The organism is Cognatishimia sp. SS12 (genome assembly GCF_028369055.1).
GTDB lineage: Bacteria > Pseudomonadota > Alphaproteobacteria > Rhodobacterales > Rhodobacteraceae > Cognatishimia.
The window spans coordinates 267,922-284,016 of sequence record NZ_JAQNCZ010000003.1 but is presented as its reverse complement, the minus strand read 5'-3'; the positions used below and the strand labels follow the sequence as shown (position 1 = coordinate 284,016).

General features: G+C 57.2%; 15 protein-coding genes. 12 read left to right on the top strand and 3 right to left on the bottom strand.

All coding sequences use genetic code 11. The features are described 5' to 3' along the window. Positions 1 to 69: 69 nt before the first annotated feature. Both N6L24_RS08465 and N6L24_RS08460 read right to left on the bottom strand, forming a co-directional pair. The gene (locus N6L24_RS08465) at positions 70 to 945 is read right to left on the bottom strand and encodes a DMT family transporter (protein WP_271844240.1); all 876 of its coding nucleotides are present in this window, start codon (positions 943 to 945) and stop codon (positions 70 to 72) included. Further along, the gene (locus tag N6L24_RS08460) at positions 942 to 1,847 is read right to left on the bottom strand and encodes a 2-dehydro-3-deoxygalactonokinase (RefSeq protein ID WP_271844239.1); all 906 of its coding nucleotides are present in this window, start codon (positions 1,845 to 1,847) and stop codon (positions 942 to 944) included. Before N6L24_RS08460 ends, N6L24_RS08465 begins: the two co-directional genes overlap by 4 nt. A gap of 96 nt (positions 1,848 to 1,943) precedes the next feature. Here N6L24_RS08460 and N6L24_RS08455 point away from each other — a divergent pair, with 96 nt between their 5' ends. The 8 genes from N6L24_RS08455 (at position 1,944) to N6L24_RS08420 (ending at position 10,632) form a co-directional block, all read left to right on the top strand. Continuing rightward, positions 1,944 to 2,849, top strand: a complete 906-nt coding sequence (locus N6L24_RS08455; protein WP_271844238.1) for a dihydrodipicolinate synthase family protein — start codon at positions 1,944 to 1,946, stop codon at positions 2,847 to 2,849. Then, a complete protein-coding gene (locus N6L24_RS08450) occupies positions 2,839 to 4,005 on the top strand; it encodes a mandelate racemase/muconate lactonizing enzyme family protein (protein WP_271844237.1) in 1,167 nt (388 codons plus the stop codon). The genes N6L24_RS08455 and N6L24_RS08450 overlap by 11 nt, the downstream gene beginning before the upstream one ends. 24 nt (positions 4,006 to 4,029) lie before the next feature. After that, entirely contained in the window at positions 4,030 to 5,289 is a 1,260-nt protein-coding gene (locus tag N6L24_RS08445) for an ABC transporter substrate-binding protein (RefSeq protein WP_271844236.1), read from the top strand. Between the two features lie 67 nt (positions 5,290 to 5,356). After that, a complete protein-coding gene (locus N6L24_RS08440) occupies positions 5,357 to 6,250 on the top strand; it encodes a carbohydrate ABC transporter permease (protein WP_271844235.1) in 894 nt (297 codons plus the stop codon). 10 nt (positions 6,251 to 6,260) lie between these two features. Next, complete coding sequence (locus N6L24_RS08435) at positions 6,261 to 7,094, top strand: carbohydrate ABC transporter permease (protein ID WP_271844234.1); 834 nt, start codon at positions 6,261 to 6,263, stop codon at positions 7,092 to 7,094. Positions 7,095 to 7,105: 11 nt separating this feature from the next. Further along, positions 7,106 to 8,227: an ABC transporter ATP-binding protein gene (locus N6L24_RS08430; RefSeq protein WP_271844233.1), complete on the top strand. Its 1,122-nt coding sequence runs from the start codon at positions 7,106 to 7,108 to the stop codon at positions 8,225 to 8,227. Between the two features lie 6 nt (positions 8,228 to 8,233). Further along, positions 8,234 to 9,907, top strand: coding sequence for an SMP-30/gluconolactonase/LRE family protein (locus N6L24_RS08425; RefSeq protein WP_271844232.1), 1,674 nt, complete (start codon positions 8,234 to 8,236; stop codon positions 9,905 to 9,907). After that, entirely contained in the window at positions 9,904 to 10,632 is a 729-nt protein-coding gene (locus N6L24_RS08420; RefSeq protein ID WP_271844231.1) for an SDR family NAD(P)-dependent oxidoreductase, read from the top strand. Before N6L24_RS08425 ends, N6L24_RS08420 begins: the two co-directional genes overlap by 4 nt. A gap of 19 nt (positions 10,633 to 10,651) precedes the next feature. On the opposite strand, the gene N6L24_RS08415 is transcribed toward N6L24_RS08420, so the two are convergent. After that, a complete protein-coding gene (locus tag N6L24_RS08415; RefSeq protein WP_271844230.1) occupies positions 10,652 to 11,530 on the bottom strand; it encodes a LysR substrate-binding domain-containing protein in 879 nt (292 codons plus the stop codon). 192 nt (positions 11,531 to 11,722) lie between these two features. On the opposite strand from N6L24_RS08415, the gene N6L24_RS08410 reads away from it, so the two are divergent. The 4 genes from N6L24_RS08410 to N6L24_RS08395 all read left to right on the top strand — a co-directional run bounded on the left by N6L24_RS08410 (position 11,723) and on the right by N6L24_RS08395 (position 16,069). Then, positions 11,723 to 13,183: a sulfatase-like hydrolase/transferase gene (locus N6L24_RS08410; protein ID WP_271844229.1), complete on the top strand. Its 1,461-nt coding sequence runs from the start codon at positions 11,723 to 11,725 to the stop codon at positions 13,181 to 13,183. A gap of 88 nt (positions 13,184 to 13,271) precedes the next feature. Further along, positions 13,272 to 14,345, top strand: coding sequence for an ABC transporter ATP-binding protein (locus N6L24_RS08405; RefSeq protein WP_271844228.1), 1,074 nt, complete (start codon positions 13,272 to 13,274; stop codon positions 14,343 to 14,345). Further along, complete coding sequence (locus tag N6L24_RS08400) at positions 14,346 to 15,224, top strand: carbohydrate ABC transporter permease (RefSeq protein WP_271844227.1); 879 nt, start codon at positions 14,346 to 14,348, stop codon at positions 15,222 to 15,224. Further along, complete coding sequence (locus tag N6L24_RS08395; protein WP_271844226.1) at positions 15,221 to 16,069, top strand: carbohydrate ABC transporter permease; 849 nt, start codon at positions 15,221 to 15,223, stop codon at positions 16,067 to 16,069. Before N6L24_RS08400 ends, N6L24_RS08395 begins: the two co-directional genes overlap by 4 nt. Positions 16,070 to 16,095: the final 26 nt, after the last annotated feature.

Genomic DNA, 16,095 nt, shown 5'->3' with positions numbered 1-16,095 from the left:
ATGTTTGGGCGCATTCCAGAAACGCGACATTGCGCCTGAGAAGGCTTTTGCCTTCGTGCCAAGGGGCGGTCAGCCACGGCGCTTGTGCGCTGGCGTGCGGGATTGGTGCAGCACCAAAAGCACCGACAGGGACGTGACCAAAATGCCGATCCAGGCGGTGCGGTCAGGGACAAAGGACCAGATCATATAGTCCAGCAGCAGCGCCCAAAGCAGGCTGGTAAACCGCAGCGGGGCGATGCGGCTGACCAGTTCATTCTGATGGGCGAGGGCGATCAGCAGCCCGGCGCCAGCACCAAATAGACCTGCGAGTATGGCAAACCCGCCATCCCGAAGTGTGGGCACCGCCCACCCCTGCGCGGGACTGAGCACCAGGCTGCAGCCGATCACAAAGCAATAGGAGAGCAGCACGGAGGAATGCACGTCCAGCCCGCGCCCGATTTTGCGCGTATAGACGTCCCGGGCCGCAAAGCCGATGTTGCCGCATAGGGCCAGGGCGACGCCATAGGTGGAAAATTCAAGCGCTGGGCGCAGGATGATCAGGCACCCGGCGAACGCACCGGCGATGCCGACCCAGACCAAGGCTCTGGGTTTCTCGCCTAGAAAGAGCGCGGCAAACAACGTCGAGAAGGCGGGCAGCGCCGCAAGGAAAGCGGTCAGCAGGCTGATTGGTAGTTCGAAAATCGCCAGTGCAAAGCCAAAGCCCGCCGCGCCATCCAGTAGGGCGCGGATCAGGGTTGTGCGCCCAAAGCTGATGCGCAGGCGGCCGGTGCCGACCATGGAAATCGCCATCACAACCGCAAAGGCGGTGGCCGTGCGCATGATAACCGCCTGCGCACTTGGCATATCCCCCGCCAATTTGAGGCTCACTCCGCCTGCGACGCCGCAAAAGACCGAGGTCAGCGCCAACAGCCGCCAAAGCGGTTTGGCGGCGGTCGGTGTGGTCATGCGTTGCTGTCCAACATGCAGCGCGCGACGCGCTGCAGCCCGGCGCGCATGCAGATTTTCGCATCGATGGTTTGATAGGGAATACCGAGCACCTCATAGGCCAGACCGTGACGCTCTGCGAGCAGCCCCGTTGCCATGAGAGCAACCGGATGATCCAGCCCCCGCAATTGCGCGGCTTCATGACCGATCAGAACGCCTGACAGAAAGGACGCCACATCTTCAGCTGCCAGCCTTCCGGTCAATGTGTTTGCGCGACTGGCAAAGACCGCCGTCGCCAAAGGCTGCCGCGCGCCATGCTGCACGCCGTCAGAAAAAGCAGCTGCCGAGAATGCAGTGCCTGTCGCCAGAGCGCCCACCAGACTATTACCCAACAGCAAATCAAACAGCTCGCCGGTGACGAAGCTCTGAAAGCTGGTCAGCGCCCCATCGCTGAGCGTCGCGTGTTTGCAGTGCCGCCCTGGGATGCTGACGGTGAGGTTTTGCAGTCCCAATAATTGAGAAACGGCAAGCAGCTGTACCTCTTCGCCGCGCATGATATCCGCGTTTCCCAGCGAGTCAGCGCAGGTTGCGCCCGGTAAAATCAGTGTCGGATGCCCCAGAAATTCGAATCGCTTCGCTTGAGAGAGCAGTTTTTCTGGGGTGATCGGACAGTTTGAATAAGGCGCAGGATGCCATCCATTCACCGCGCCAACCATGCCGGCAAATAGCAGCGGCGCAGATTTTTGACCTGTAACAAACTCGCCGAGACAGTGAGCCAGCACATCGGAAAACCCTTTGTTTCGACCCTCTTCCAAGGGTGTCGGCGCGGTAAACGCATCAATTATGTCCCCGTCAGAACCAAGGGCCCAGCCTCTTAATTCGGTGTTCCCCCAATGAAAGTTAAATGCGGCTGGTTCTGACATTTCTAAGATTTCCTCAACGCAAATGCATTGACAGGTTAGAAAGGCGTGCCGTAAGTTTCAAATATGAATTACGTGTCTCAAATATAGGGATTGCAAATGGCGGCTGATTTAAATGGGGTATTGCCAGTGGTTCCAACGCCGTTTCTGGACAGCGGTGAGTTGGACTTGCGATCCTTGGCAAATCTGATTGATTTCGCCGTTGACGCTGGCGCAAGCGCTTTGGTCTATCCCGGCGTTGCCAGCGAAGACGTGCATTTGACGCCAGCGGAACGCGCGGCCTGCCTGCAGACCGCTGTGCGGCAAAATCGCGGACGACTGCCGATTGTTGCGGGCGTGAATTCCAAGACCGCCCAGGGCATGGTCGATGCCGCCGAGCAGGCCGCCGCAAGCGGTGCAGATATGATCATGGCGATGGCCATTCCCGACATGGGCGCTGACTATGTGAATTGGTTCAAACGTATTTCGGCCGCGACCGAGGGGCGGCCGATCATCCTGCAGAATCTTTTCGCGCCGCGCGGCGCTGACCTGTCCGCACAAGAGATGCTGAACCTGGCCGAGGCCATCCCGGCCATCCACTATGTCAAGGAAGAGGGCATCCCATCAGGGGTTAAGGTCAGCGCGCTGGTCGCCGCTGTCGGGGGCAGCTTGAAAGGGGTCATTGGCGGCGGTGGTGCGCGTTATGTGTTTGAAGAACTTGAGCGCGGCGCTGTGGCCACCATGCCAGCCATTGAGTTGCTTGAATTGCATGTCGGCCTGCTCAACGCCTATTTTGAACATCGGCGCGACCATGCGCTGGAGCTTTACACCAAATCGCTGCCGCTGCTGTTGATCCAAGCGCCGTACCGCATGCGCATGACAAAGCACATTCTGAAGCACAAAGGTTTGATAAAAAGCGATTTTGTACGCGAGCCTCTGCCGGAAATGGATGACCAGCTTAAGCATCTTGTGCTTGAACTATACGAAGCAACCTCTGCCATTCGGGAGACATCTCTTGCCTCGTAGAATTGAAAAAATCGAAGTTTTTCTCTTCGAACGCTCCAAAGACGACGCCTATCTGGGCGCAACGGATCAGGGTATCGTTGATCTGGGGCCGGATTATTTCGTGCGGCGTTTCAATGGGACGATTTATCCCAAGAATGATCGTTCCATTGTCGTGGCCCTGACGGACAGTGATGGCGCGACAGGATGGGGTGAAACCTATGGGCTTGTCGCCCCCAAGGCGGTGGCCGCACTGATATCGGACCTATTTGGGCCTTATCTGAAAACTTTGGATCTCAACGACCCGGCGCAGGTTTGGGATCAGCTTTACGAATTGCAGCGGGTGCGCGGCTATTGGGGCGGCTATCTGGCGGATGCGCTGGCGGCGCTGGATATTGCGCTTTGGGATCTGTCGTGCCGCAGCAACGGCCAAAGCCTTCAGGCGGCGTTGGGGCGTGCCGGAACCGGCGCGATGGATGCCTATGTGTCCGGTCTGCCGGCCAAAACACGCGTCGCCCGCGCCGATCTGGCCCTGTCCTGGAAGGACAAGGGATTTGACAAGGTCAAAACCCCAATTGGGGCCGTCGACAATGGCGATGTCATTGGTGAAATGATCGGGTTGCGCAAGGCTTTGGGGGATGAGCACCACATCGCATTGGACATGCATTGGACCCGTAGTGCGGATGAATGCATTCAACTCGACAAAGATCTGGCGGAGATGCGCCCGTGGTTTCTGGAGGCCCCGACAAAGGCTGAGGATATTGCCGCGCAGCACAAGATCCGCGCAGAAATCGGTGCCCCCCTTGCTTTGGGGGAGGAATGGCGCACCGATTGGGATTATCGCAACCGGCTGAAGGCCTGCGATATCATCCAGCCTGAAATGGGCCATACCGGCGTGACCCAGATGGTGCGCATGGGCCACCTGGCCCATGACAACGGGGCCAAGATCATGCCCCACGCAACCATTGGCCTTGGGATTTTCATGGCCGCAAGCCTGCGCACAGCTTTTGCGTTGAAGGCGGCTGCGCATGAATTCCAACACACGATCTATCACAGAAATGGGGCGTTGCTGGATGGGCTCGCCACCTGTGAAAACGGTGCTTTCCAAATACCGGACACACCGGGACACGGAGTTTCCCCAACAGCGGAGGCTTTCAACTACCTGACCAAACTCGACTAGTCGAAACAACGGAGGAGGAGAAAAATGTTCAATCTCAAAAAAACTGCAATCTCAAGCCTGGTCGCGCTCAGCACCGTGCTTGGCGGCGTGGCAAGCGCCGAAACGCTCAGCTTTGTGACCTGGCAGCGCGATGACGGCGCATACGGGCAATGGTGGGCTGAGGCCAAAGCCAAATTTGAGGAAATGCACCCGGGTGTGACCATCGATATGAGCCAGCTGGGCCGCAAAGAATATGCGGATACCATGTTTACAATGTTTGCGGGCGGCACGCCGCCGGACATCGTTCATCTGGCGGCCTTCGAATATCAGCCCTTTGCTGATCAAGGCTGGCTTGAGCCGCTTGGTCCCTGGATCGAAAAAGACGGCATCGATCTGACCGGCTGGGCCGGGCAATCCACCTGTGAGTGGAAAGGCGAAACCTATTGCCTCATGCTGCTCTATGCCGGGTTTGTGCTCGCGTATAATGAAGAGATGATCAAAAACGCGGGCTTTGATGGGCCGCCGACCACCTATGATGAATATGTCGAAATCGCGCGGGCCCTGACCGGGGATTCTGACGGCGACGGCATCGTCGACAAATACGGCATTGGTCTGTCCACCATGGAACCTGCAACCGTGATGCACCAGATGCAGGGCTTTGCCTTGGATTCCGGTGGCAACTGGACGCGGGACAGCAAGCCAATTTTTGACGACCCGGCCACCATCGATGGCATCCGCAAGTGGAAGTCGCTGATGCAAGAAGGGCTGTCACCAAGCCAGGCCCGCTCTAACGATCTGCGTCAGCTTTTGATCGAAGGTCATGTTGGCATGTGGATTGATGGCCCTTGGGTTGCCTCTATCCTGGATCGCGCCAGCGAAGAGATGCGTCCAAAGCTGAAGCTTGCGCATTCGCCTCTCAGCCCACCACTGGGCGGGACCTCGAACATCCTGGGTATGAGCTCTGAAATTTCTGACGAGCGCAAAGCGCTGGTCTGGGACTTCATCAAAATCGTGCACAGCGAAGAATTCCAGAACAAGTTCTCTGACTATTCTGGTTCGCCTGCACCACGGCCCGGCATGGATTACGAAGACAATATCGCCGCGAACGAGAATTTCGCTTTGTTCGTCGAAGCGTCTCAGCGCGCGGCGGATGCCGGTGTAGACCGTCTGCCAAAAGGTCTTGAGCTTCATAACAGCGAGCTGTCCAAAGTTGTCTTTGAAGAGGCACAGCGGATGCTGGCAAATGACCTTGATCCAGCCGAGGTTGGGGCAACGCTCCAAAAACGTGTCGAGGCTTTTGAATAAGCCATCGCTCTAAACCCGACGCGGCCGGGGGGACCGGCCGCGTTTTCATGCGTATCTGGAGATATTGATGATTGACTTTAGCTCCCCACGGCATCGCCATAAATTGGGATATCTGCTGGTGGCCCCAGCGCTTATTCTGATGGCTTTGATCATCGTCTACCCAATTGTCATGTCGGTCGACATCAGCTTTCAGGATGTCAAGATCGCGCGCATTGGCGTTGATCGTAAACCGTGGACGTTTGAGAATTACGAGTGGCTGTTCACCTCGGCCAAGTTTTATCAATCGCTCTGGGTGACAATAAAACTGCTGCTGGTTGTGGGCGGGGCGGCATTGGCGATCGGCTTTGCCACAGCACTGCTGGTCAATCAGAAATTCAAAGGCCGCGCGCTCGCGCGTCTTCTTGTGGCGCTGCCATGGGCCGTCCCAGAAGTGGTTGCGGTGGTCATCTGGGCCTGGATGCTGGACAGTTCCTTTGGGGTGCTGAACTGGGTGCTGCTGTCCAGCGGTATCGTCAGCAAACCCATTGCTTTTGCCAGCGATCCTGTCGCGGCCTTTGCGTCGATTTGCTTTGTGATGATCTGGAAAGGCTATCCCTTTATTTGCATCATGCTGTTGGCCGGGCTCCAGTCGATCCCAGAAGAACAATATCAGGCCGCCAGCGTGGATGGGGCCAATGTGTTTCAGCGCTTCCTCCATGTCACAATTCCCAACATGCTGCCGGTTCTGGGTGTTGCCTTCATCATGACGGCGCTCTGGGTCTTCCGGGATTTTGCCATCATCTTTGTTTTGACCGAAGGCGGGCCCATCGGATCGACAACATCGCTGGCGATCATGACCTTTGAGGAAAGCTTTAAGTTCTTCCGCATGGGGCAGGGATCTGCGGTGGGCGTTATCACCCTGATTATCTGCGCACTCCTCAGCCGCGCGCTGGTCAGCCGTTTTGCCAAATCTGTGAACTGAAGGGGCAGACATGAAACTTTCGAAATTCTTTGGTCGGTTCAGCCTATATGCGACGGTGATTACCCTTTGCGCGGTGCTGTTGTTCCCGGTCTACTGGATGATCCTGACCGCGCTTTCCCCGGCGAGCGAGCTTCGGGCCTATCCGCCCAACTTCCTGCCGTCAGCGCCGCAATGGAGCGTTTTCACAGAGCTGCTGGCCAATCACCCGTTTGATGTCTGGTTCTTGAACTCGCTGAAAATCGCAGTGGTTGTCATGATCATTTCGCTGACGGTTTCGGTGCTTGCGGCCTATGCATTGTCGCGCTTTCGTATGCGTGGTGCCCAAAGCATGGGGTTGTTCATCCTGACCGCAAAAATGCTGCCCGGCACGCTGATCATCATCCCGTTCTTTGTCATCTTCCGCTCTGCCGGTCTGATCGGGTCGCTTTGGTCGGTGATCATCGCCCAAGCCACAATGATCATCCCTTTCACCACCTGGATGCTGAAAGGCTATTTTGACACCATTCCTAATGAGTTGGAGCAGGCGGCATTGGTGGATGGATGTTCGCCGATTGGCAGCATCTTTCGCATCATTCTGCCGATCTCGGCACCGGGGCTTGCGGCGACCTCGCTCTATAGCTTCGTGATCAGCTGGTCGGACTTCCTGTTCGCGCGCACATTTGTTGTGACGTCCGACAGTCTTTGGACACTGAATTTGGGGATTTCATCCCTCAAGGGCGAGTTTGTGACGGATTGGAACATTGTGATGGCGGCATCGCTGATGACCTCGATCCCCATCATTATCGTGTTTCTCTTCCTTGAACGTTACATGGTTGGCGGTTTGGCCGCTGGCTCAGAGAAATAAGGGGCACTGAGGTGGCTACAATTGAATTCAATCAGGTCGGTAAATCCTACGGGTCTGTCGAGGCGATCAAGGATTTCAACCTATTCATCGAAGACGGAGAGTTCTGCGTTTTTGTGGGGCCGTCGGGTTGCGGCAAATCCACAGCACTGAAAATGCTGGCCGGTCTGGAGGAAACCACAAACGGCAGCATTCGGATTGGCGGCAAAGACGTCACCGATCTGGGGCCGGGCAAACGCGATATCGCGATGGTTTTCCAGAACTATGCGCTCTATCCGCATTATTCCGTGCGCAAGAACATGGGGTTTGGCCTGAAGATGCGCGGTTATCCCGCCGCCGAGATTAACGAACGTGTGGAAGAGGCGGCGAAAATCCTTGAACTGACCCCATATCTGGATCGACGCCCCCGGGCGCTGTCGGGCGGTCAGCGTCAGCGCGTCGCCTTGGGCCGCGCCATCGTGCGCGAACCGGCGGCCTTCCTGATGGATGAGCCTTTGTCCAATTTGGATGCAAAGCTGCGTGTGCACACGCGGTCTGAAATTGTGAAACTGCAACGCCGGCTTGGTGTGACATCGGTTTATGTGACCCACGATCAGGTCGAGGCGCTGACCATGGCGGATAAAATCGTTGTCATGAAGCTTGGCGTCATTCAGCAGGTTGGCTCTGCCGATGAGCTGTTTGAAAATCCCTGCAACCTCTTTGTTGCCGGATTCATCGGATCGCCGGGCATGAACTTTTTCCGCGGCGCGATTCAAAACACCGATGGACGGGTCTTCACGACCTTTGGCGGTGCCCAAGTGCCACTGCCAGACAGTTTGGCGGCGCGCGCGGGCAAAGAGGCGATTTTTGGCATTCGCCCGGAACACATCGTGATGGGGCAGGGCAATCTGCAAACCGAATTGTCGCTGGTTGAAAGCCTGGGCACCGAAAAGATTCTGCATTTCCAGGTGCCTGCAGGGCAGACTATCGACAACAGTGAATTTGAAATGGACGACGAAGAAGATCGCGATGCAGAATCCATGCGCGCGCGGATCATTGATGATCACAAGTACCAAAATGGCGAAACCGTGAATATGGATTTCCCCAAGTCCAAAATTCACGTATTCGATATCGAAACGCACGCAGCCATAAAGTGATAGCCAGTGAGCCGATTTGACGATGTCGCGAAACGTTTTCCGGGGGCCGGGACACTCGTAAAGGGGATCCAGATCTTGGAATATCTGGCCGACCGCAAGGAAAGCTGCAGCTCCGCTGAGTTGCTTTCGGCGACGCGGTTGCCAAAAGCGACGTTATATCGGCTGCTGGGCGCCATGGTTGAATTTGGATTTGTGCGGCACGACAAGCAGAACAAGACCTATACGCTGGGCCATCGGTTGATCGAACTGGGCCATGGCACGGCGGGGGCGCATGATCTGCGCAGCGCCGCCGAGCATGAGCTGCGCAGGCTCGCAAAAGAGCTGAATGAAACCGTGAGTTTCGCAGTGATGGAACAAGACCGCACGATCCATGTTGATGTGCGTATTCCCAGCAATCCCTTGGCGGTGAAAATTGATATCGGCCGCAATTTTGAAGCCATCCATTCTGCCTCTGGTCAGGCCATCTTGGCCTCCATGGCACCGCATCAGGTGAATGGTTTCTTGGCGCATCTGACCGCTGAGGAAAAAGCCAAGATATTGGCGAATTTCGCCATCAGCCGCGCGCGCGGCTATACGATCGCGGAATCCAAAACCATTGACGGCGTGTTGATCATTGCCGTCCCGGTCTATGGGCCCAGCCAAATGGGCAACGGCGCGATTGTCATGACTGCCTTGGCAGACCGCATTCCCCACGGGCGGCGGCATGTAATTGGCCGCGACCTCATGGAGGCGGCGCGCCGCGTCATGGGCAATATCGGCAGCGCCCCGGTCAGCATCACGCCAAACCCGCGCCGCAGCCGCCATGTGGATGAGCAGCTGGAATGTGTCAGCGCAGCCGGGGCCATTGTCGGCGAGGGCCCGGTCTGGGACCATCGCACCAATCTTTTGTATTGGGTGGATGTGACCGCACCGGCCTTTCATGTCTTTGATCCAAAGACCCAGAAAAATCACGCAACGCCGTCGCCGCATTTGGTCAGCGCGCTGTTGCCCAGCGATGATGGCGGCATGGTGGCCGTGACGCAAAACGGATTGGAAAAATACAATCCGATCACCAATGCGCTGGAAGAGCTTTATGACCCGGAGCGGCATCTGCCCTCCAACCGCTTCAACGATGCCAAGACCGACCGCAACGGGCGGATCTGGGCCGGGACCATGAGCCTGGATGCAACCATGCCGTCCGGTTCGCTATATTGCTTTGACGAAGTGACCAAAGCGGCCGCGCGCGACGGCGGCTTTCAGGTGTCAAACGGCTTGGGCTGGAGCCCGGATGACAAGAAATTCTATTTTGTCGACAGCGCCTTGGGCACGGTCTTTTCCTATGATTTCAATGCCAAGTCCGGCGCGCTGAGCAATAAGAAAAGCTTTCTGGTCTTTGAGCCGCACGAAGGTAAACCGGATGGCATCTGTGTCGACAGCGCCGGGAACGTCTGGGTTGCGCTTTGGGATGGGTGGCGCGTCGCCTGCTATGCGCCAGATGGGCAGCTTATTCGCGAAATCGACATGCCCGTGCCGCGCCCCACAAGCGTTTGTTTGGGCGGCGCGGATCTGAAAACCCTGTATATCACAAGCGCCTCCATTCGCCTGCCTGCGGATGTCCTCGAAGAGGCCCCCCTGTCCGGCGGATTGTTCAGAATCCAGGTGGATATCGCCGGGCAGCCAACAAATGAGGTGCGGCTGTGAGCACCCTAAGGTATGATTTTTCCGGCAAGACGGTTGTCGTCACCGGTGCCGCACGCGGGATCGGATTGGGTATCGCTACAGCCTTTCTTTCCGCTGGAGCGCAGGTCATTGCCGTGGACCTGTCCTTTGATCGCCCAGAGCGCCAAGGCGAAGAGCAAATCCAATGCGATTTGTCCGACATGGCGCTGCTTGAGCAAACCTTTGCAGGGATCGCCGCGCAGCACCCGGATATTCATGCGCTGGTGAACAACGCCGGGTCCGACAAGCGCATCCCATTTGGCGACATGACGGCCCAAGAGTGGCGCTGGATGCTGGATGTAAACCTGACGCATTTTGCGCGCATCACTCAGCTGCTTTTGCCCGCATTGCGGCAGGGCAAAGGCGGGGCTGTCGTCAATATGTCCTCCAGCGCCTGGATGAAACTTGCGGGTAATCTTACCGCCTATCACGCCGCAAAGGCCGGCATCGTCGGGCTGACCCGCGGTCTGGCGCGGGATCTTGGCGGTGATTTCATCCGCGTTAACGCGATTGCGCCCGGGCGGGTGTTTACAGAGCGTTCACAAGGATCGGTCACGGACGACTACATTGCCGAAACCCATCGCCTGCAATGCCTCCCCCAGCTGATCGCTGCGGAGGATATCGCGCAAACGGCGCTTTGGTTGGCCTCTGAGGGTGCGCAGATGTTGACGGGGCAGGTGATTGTTGTGGACGGCGGCGTGGTTTGAACGCGATCGTGGCTGAGCCCTATAAGAGATTGCGCGCAAATTCGACGACCTGAGCGGCCGATTTTGACAGGCCGGTTTCAGAATAGACAAGATCGAGTTTTGCGATGTTGTCCGTGCCCGACAGCTTGACGAAGGACACAGAGGGCAGGGTAATGCACGCCACGCTTTCCGGGATGAACCCGATGCCGGCCCCCGTCCCGACCAAACCGATTGCGGTATACATCGTGTTGGCCTGAACAGAGATCTTGGGCGAAAAGCCCGCCAGCTGGCACATTTTGGTCAACTGCGCGAAAAATGCTGGCGAGCGGTGTTCGGGGTAAAATACGAAATGCTCATGCGCCAAGCTGCTCAGCTCGACAGATGGCGTCCCGGCCAGCGGATGGGTTTTGGGAACGACCAGAACAAAATTCTCTTCGACCACATTAAAACTGGTCAGCTCCGGGTCCGCGATGGGCGGGCGAAGGACGCCGATATCGATCTGCTTTTTCTTCAGCGCAACCAGCTGTTCTGTCACGGTCATTTCGTCCAGATGAATCTCCACTCTGGGAAACTCGGCGCGAAAGGGCTCCAGCAGTTGTGGCAGATATCCCAGCGACGCTGAGTGCACAAAGCCGATGCGGACCCGACCAATTTCTCCGCGCCGCGCCAGGCTCGCGGTGTCTTTTGCACTTTGGACATCGGCCAGGATCGTGCGCGCCTGCGGCAGCAAAAGCGCGCCCGCCTCGGTCAATTCTACCTTGCGTTTTGTGCGTTTGAAGAGCTGAACATTCAGCTCTTGCTCAAGCTTTTTGATCTGAAAACTAAGCGGCGGTTGCGAGATATTTTCGCGCTCTGCCGCGCGGCCGAAATGCAATTCCTCGGCCACAGCGACAAAGTACCTGAGTTGATGCATCTCCATTTTGTCTCTCCTGTCGGCGGGCCGTTCCGCGGCTTGAGTTGGGCACATTTAATACGAGATCGGTATTAAATAAGCGTCAAAAAAATATTGGATGTATATTTCGTGATTTTGCAACCTTTTTGATACCGGGCGCATCCGCGGGGGGATGACACTGGGCGGTCAGGGCGATCACAGCGTGAGGAGGCGCTAGCGATGACAGAATATACACCCAAAAACCTGGTTGTGATCATGGCGGATGAACATAACCGACAGTCACTTGGGTGCTATGGTCATCCTTTTGTCGAAACGCCAAATCTGGATCGGCTGGCGCAATCGGGGACGCGCTTTACCGCCGCCTACACGCCATCGCCGATCTGCGTGCCCGCCCGGGCGAGTTTTGCCACCGGCAAGCCCGTTCACGAAATTCGCAAATGGGACAATGCCCACCCGTTTGATGGCACGCAGGACAATTGGCACCGGCGTCTGCGCGATGCGGGCCACCACGTGCAGTCGATTGGCAAGCTGCACTTCCGGGGCGGCGAAGACGAAGACAACGGTTTTACGGAATCCACCATTCCCATGAATGTTGTTGACGGGATGGGGGATGTTCTGGGGCTGATCCGGGATCGTTCGGTTGTGCGTGGCGCGGCAGATAAGATGGCGCGTTTGGCCGGGCCGGGCGAATCCGCCTATACCGCCTATGACCGCGAAATTTCATCGCGTGCGCAAACCTGGCTGCGCCAGAATGCGCAGGACCACGCAGATAAGCCCTGGGTTTTGTTTGTTTCTTTCGTGTCGCCGCATTTCCCGCTCACGGCACCTGCCGAATATTTTCATCGCTACGCTCATCGCCCGATGCCGCGCCCCAAACTTTATGGGGACTCCGAACGCCCGGACCATCCCTACCTCAGAGATTATGCCGAGACCTTCGAATATGACGCGCATTTTGAAACCGATGCGGACGTGCGGCGCGGGCAGGCGGGCTATCTGGGGCTGTGCAGCTTTATTGATGATCAGGTCGGCCACATCATGACGGCGATCGAAGCGGCAGGGCTGCAGGACGAGACGCGCATTGTCTACACCAGTGACCACGGTGACAATCAGGGCGCGCGTGGTCTTTGGGGCAAATCGACCATGTATGAAGAATCCGTCGGCGTGCCTCTGATCGTCTCTGGCCCGGACATCCCCCGTGCCAAAGTGCACGATGCACCGCGCTCGCTGATTGATCTGTCACGCTTTATTTTGCAATCGACCGGCTGTGATGCCGACGGGTTTGGCGAGGTCGATCTGCTCAGCGAAAACGACGCAGAGGTGATATCGGAATATCATGCAACGGGGTCAAAATCCGCCTGCTATATGCTGCGCTGGGGCCAGTGGAAGTATGTCCATTATGCCCTGTATGAGCCGCAGTTGTTCGATTTGAAAAATGACCCTGAGGAACTGACCGATCTGGCGCAGGACCCGGCCTACCAAGATATCTTGAACGACTCCCGGGCGCGCCTTGAAAAGCATCTGAACCCGGATGTGACCCATCAGCAAGCGATGGAAGATCAACAGGCTCTGATCACGAAATATGGCGGCGTCGAGGCCATCATGGCGCGCGGGGACTTCGGTTTTTCACCGCCACCGGGGGTGCAGGCCAATTTTGCGGTCTCAGACAAAATCAAGACCTAGAGACATCACCTGCTTCGTGGCCCCAAGGGGAGAACCTGGGCCACGCCAGAGCATCAATTCAATTGCGTTATTCGGAGAAGACGACTCAATGGCAAATGTCCAAACGCGCAACATCAAGAAAAAATACGGCTCGGTCGAAGTCTTGCATGGCATTGACCTAGAGATCGAGGACAAGGAGTTTGTTGCACTGGTCGGCCCGTCAGGCTGCGGGAAATCCACGCTTTTGCGCATCATTGCCGGGCTAGAGGAACATTCTGGCGGCGATGTGCTGATCGGCGGCGAAACCGTCTCGGACCTGACACCAAAGGATCGCGATATCGCGATGGTGTTTCAATCCTATGCGCTTTACCCGCATAAGAACGTCTATGAAAATCTCGCGTTCACGCTGCGCATGCGCAACACGCCCAAAGGTGAGATTGATACAAAGGTGCGCGCCGCCGCCGAGGCGCTGAACCTGACGGATTATCTTGATCGGGCACCGGCGCAGCTGTCTGGCGGTCAACGTCAGCGGGTCGCCATGGGGCGCGCCCTTGTGCGCAAGCCCAAAGTGTTTCTGTTTGATGAGCCGCTGTCCAACCTTGATGCGAAACTGCGTGTCGAAATGCGCACAGAAATTCGCCGCCTGCATCAGGATCTGAATGCCACCTCCATCTATGTCACCCACGATCAGGTGGAGGCGATGACCATGGCCGACCGGATTGTGGTGCTGCATGACGGCGACATCATTCAAGTCGGGAAACCGATGGAGCTTTATGATGCGCCGGCGACGACCTTTGTCGCCTCTTTTATCGGATCGCCGCAGATGAACCTCTTTGAGGGCAATTTGGATGCGGCGGGGGGCCATTTTCACGTCAGCACCGGGTCGTCCATTCGCTTGGGAAAACAGTATCGCTCTGAGGCCTCGGTGACGCTTGGCATCCGGCCTGATGATCTGGAACTGGATGCCAGCGACGCCGCTGACATTCAGGGCAAGATCCGGGTTGTGGAACATACGGGCGGGGAAACGCTGGTGTTTGTCGATACGCCTTTTGGCCCGCTTTGCGTGCGCGCGCCCGCGCGCAGCCAGGCGCGTGTCGGGGACATCACCGGCGTCAAAATTGATCGCGAACGCCTGCATATGTTTGATGCCAGCGGTCTGCGCATGTCGGCAGGGGGGGCGTAAATGTTTTCAATCCGTCGCCATCCCGTGTTTTTCGTGGTGCTGTTTGCACCCGCCTTGTTGCTGGTCGGGGGGCTGATGCTGTTCCCGATCGTGAACGGCATTCGCCTGTCCTTTACCAATGCATCCCCGCTCCGGGCGGAAACGCGCTTTGTGGGGGTCGAAAACTTTATCTATCTCTTCGAAGATCCGCGCTTTTGGGAGGTTCTGGGCAATACCGTCTATATCTGCGGTCTTTCCACGATCTTCTGCACCATTCTGGGCCTTGTGGTCGCTTTGCTGCTGGACAGCGGCATTCGCTTTGTCGGGTTTTTCCGCGCCGCCGTGTTTCAGGTTTGGGTCGTGCCTTGGATTGTGATCGCGATCCTCTGGGGCTGGCTGTTCAATGACGAATGGGGAATTGTGAACCAGTTCCTGCGCTCCACCGGCATTATCGAAGGGCAAATGGCCTGGATGTTTGAGCCAAAGCTGGCCCCTTGGGTGGTCATCTTTGCCTATAGCTGGCGCGCGGTGCCCTTTGTCATGGTGATTGCGCTGGCGGCCTTGCAGGGCATTCCCAAAGAGGTCAACGAAGCCGCCGAAATCGACGGTGCCGGATACCTCAACAGGCTGCGCCACATCACCTTGCCGCTGCTGCAGAACATCCTGCTTGTTGCGGCGCTGCTGGAAGCGGTGCGCTTCCTTCAGGAAGTGACCATTCCGCTGGTCCTGACCCAGGGCGGCCCAATCGGGGCCACCAATGTCCTGAGCCTGTTCACTTACAAGGCGGCCTTCACCGAATGGGATTTCGGCCTCGCCTCGGCGGCGGGCACCGTTTGGCTGCTCTTCGTGATTGTCTTTGCCGGTGTCTATAACCGCTTTTTACTGAGGAAAAGCGCATGAGTGTTTCTGCCCCAATCCTGCGCCGTCGCGCCAACCAAGCCGCGCTGTACCTCAGCGTCTGCACCCTGGTCCTCATCATGCTGATCCCAATCGGCTGGATGCTGTCGACGTCTTTCAAACCGCTGCGCGATGTGTTTCAGACGCCGCCGCAGTGGATCCCGGATGAGATTACTTTCAAGAACTATGTGGCCCAGTTCAACGAGGTGCTCGGCACCTTGATGCTGAATTCGATGATCGTTGCGGTCGGGGCCGCCGTGCTTGCAACCTTTGTTGGCGCGATGACGGCCTATGGTATTTCGCGGTTTCGCTTTAAAGGTGGCGCGCTCTTGATGCTGTTCTTTATGGGGTCTCTGGCCTTCCCAGTGCCGCTGTTGATGATTTCGCTCTATAGCCTTTTCGTCAAACTCGGGCTGCTGAATACCTATGCGGCTTTGATCTTGGGCCACACGGCTGTGACAATTCCGGTGTCGATCTGGCTGCTGAAAAACTTCTTTGATCAGCTGCCCCGCGAAGTGGAAGAGGCGGCTTATGTGGATGGGGCCAGCCCGCTGAAAGTCTTTCTTTTTGTGGTGCTGCCGATGGCGCGCCCGGCGCTGGCGGCTTCTGCGATTTTTGTTTTTGTGGTCAGCTGGAATGAGCTGCTCTTTGGCCTGACCTTCACCAGCACTACCGACATGCGCCCGCTGCCGGCGGGTATCACGCTGGTGTTCTTGCAGGAGTTCGAAGGGGCCTGGTCGGAAATGATGGCGCTTGCTGTCATGGTCTCGATCCCGGTCCTGATCCTGTTCTTCTTCTTCCAAAAGACGTTTTTGCGCGGCGTGACCGCCGGAGCCGTCAAAGGATGAACCCCGTGCCGCAAGGCACACCCAAC

Coding starts and splice junctions, on each gene's coding strand:
- N6L24_RS08405 (WP_271844228.1), top strand. CDS start 13,272: ATGGCAAATGTCCAAACGCGCAACATCAAGAAAAAATACGGCTCGGTC.
- N6L24_RS08445 (WP_271844236.1), top strand. CDS start 4,030: ATGTTCAATCTCAAAAAAACTGCAATCTCAAGCCTGGTCGCGCTCAGC.
- N6L24_RS08440 (WP_271844235.1), top strand. CDS start 5,357: ATGATTGACTTTAGCTCCCCACGGCATCGCCATAAATTGGGATATCTG.
- N6L24_RS08455 (WP_271844238.1), top strand. CDS start 1,944: ATGGCGGCTGATTTAAATGGGGTATTGCCAGTGGTTCCAACGCCGTTT.
- N6L24_RS08395 (WP_271844226.1), top strand. CDS start 15,221: ATGAGTGTTTCTGCCCCAATCCTGCGCCGTCGCGCCAACCAAGCCGCG.
- N6L24_RS08465 (WP_271844240.1), bottom strand. CDS start 945: ATGACCACACCGACCGCCGCCAAACCGCTTTGGCGGCTGTTGGCGCTG.
- N6L24_RS08410 (WP_271844229.1), top strand. CDS start 11,723: ATGACAGAATATACACCCAAAAACCTGGTTGTGATCATGGCGGATGAA.
- N6L24_RS08460 (WP_271844239.1), bottom strand. CDS start 1,847: ATGTCAGAACCAGCCGCATTTAACTTTCATTGGGGGAACACCGAATTA.
- N6L24_RS08435 (WP_271844234.1), top strand. CDS start 6,261: ATGAAACTTTCGAAATTCTTTGGTCGGTTCAGCCTATATGCGACGGTG.
- N6L24_RS08400 (WP_271844227.1), top strand. CDS start 14,346: ATGTTTTCAATCCGTCGCCATCCCGTGTTTTTCGTGGTGCTGTTTGCA.
- N6L24_RS08415 (WP_271844230.1), bottom strand. CDS start 11,530: ATGGAGATGCATCAACTCAGGTACTTTGTCGCTGTGGCCGAGGAATTG.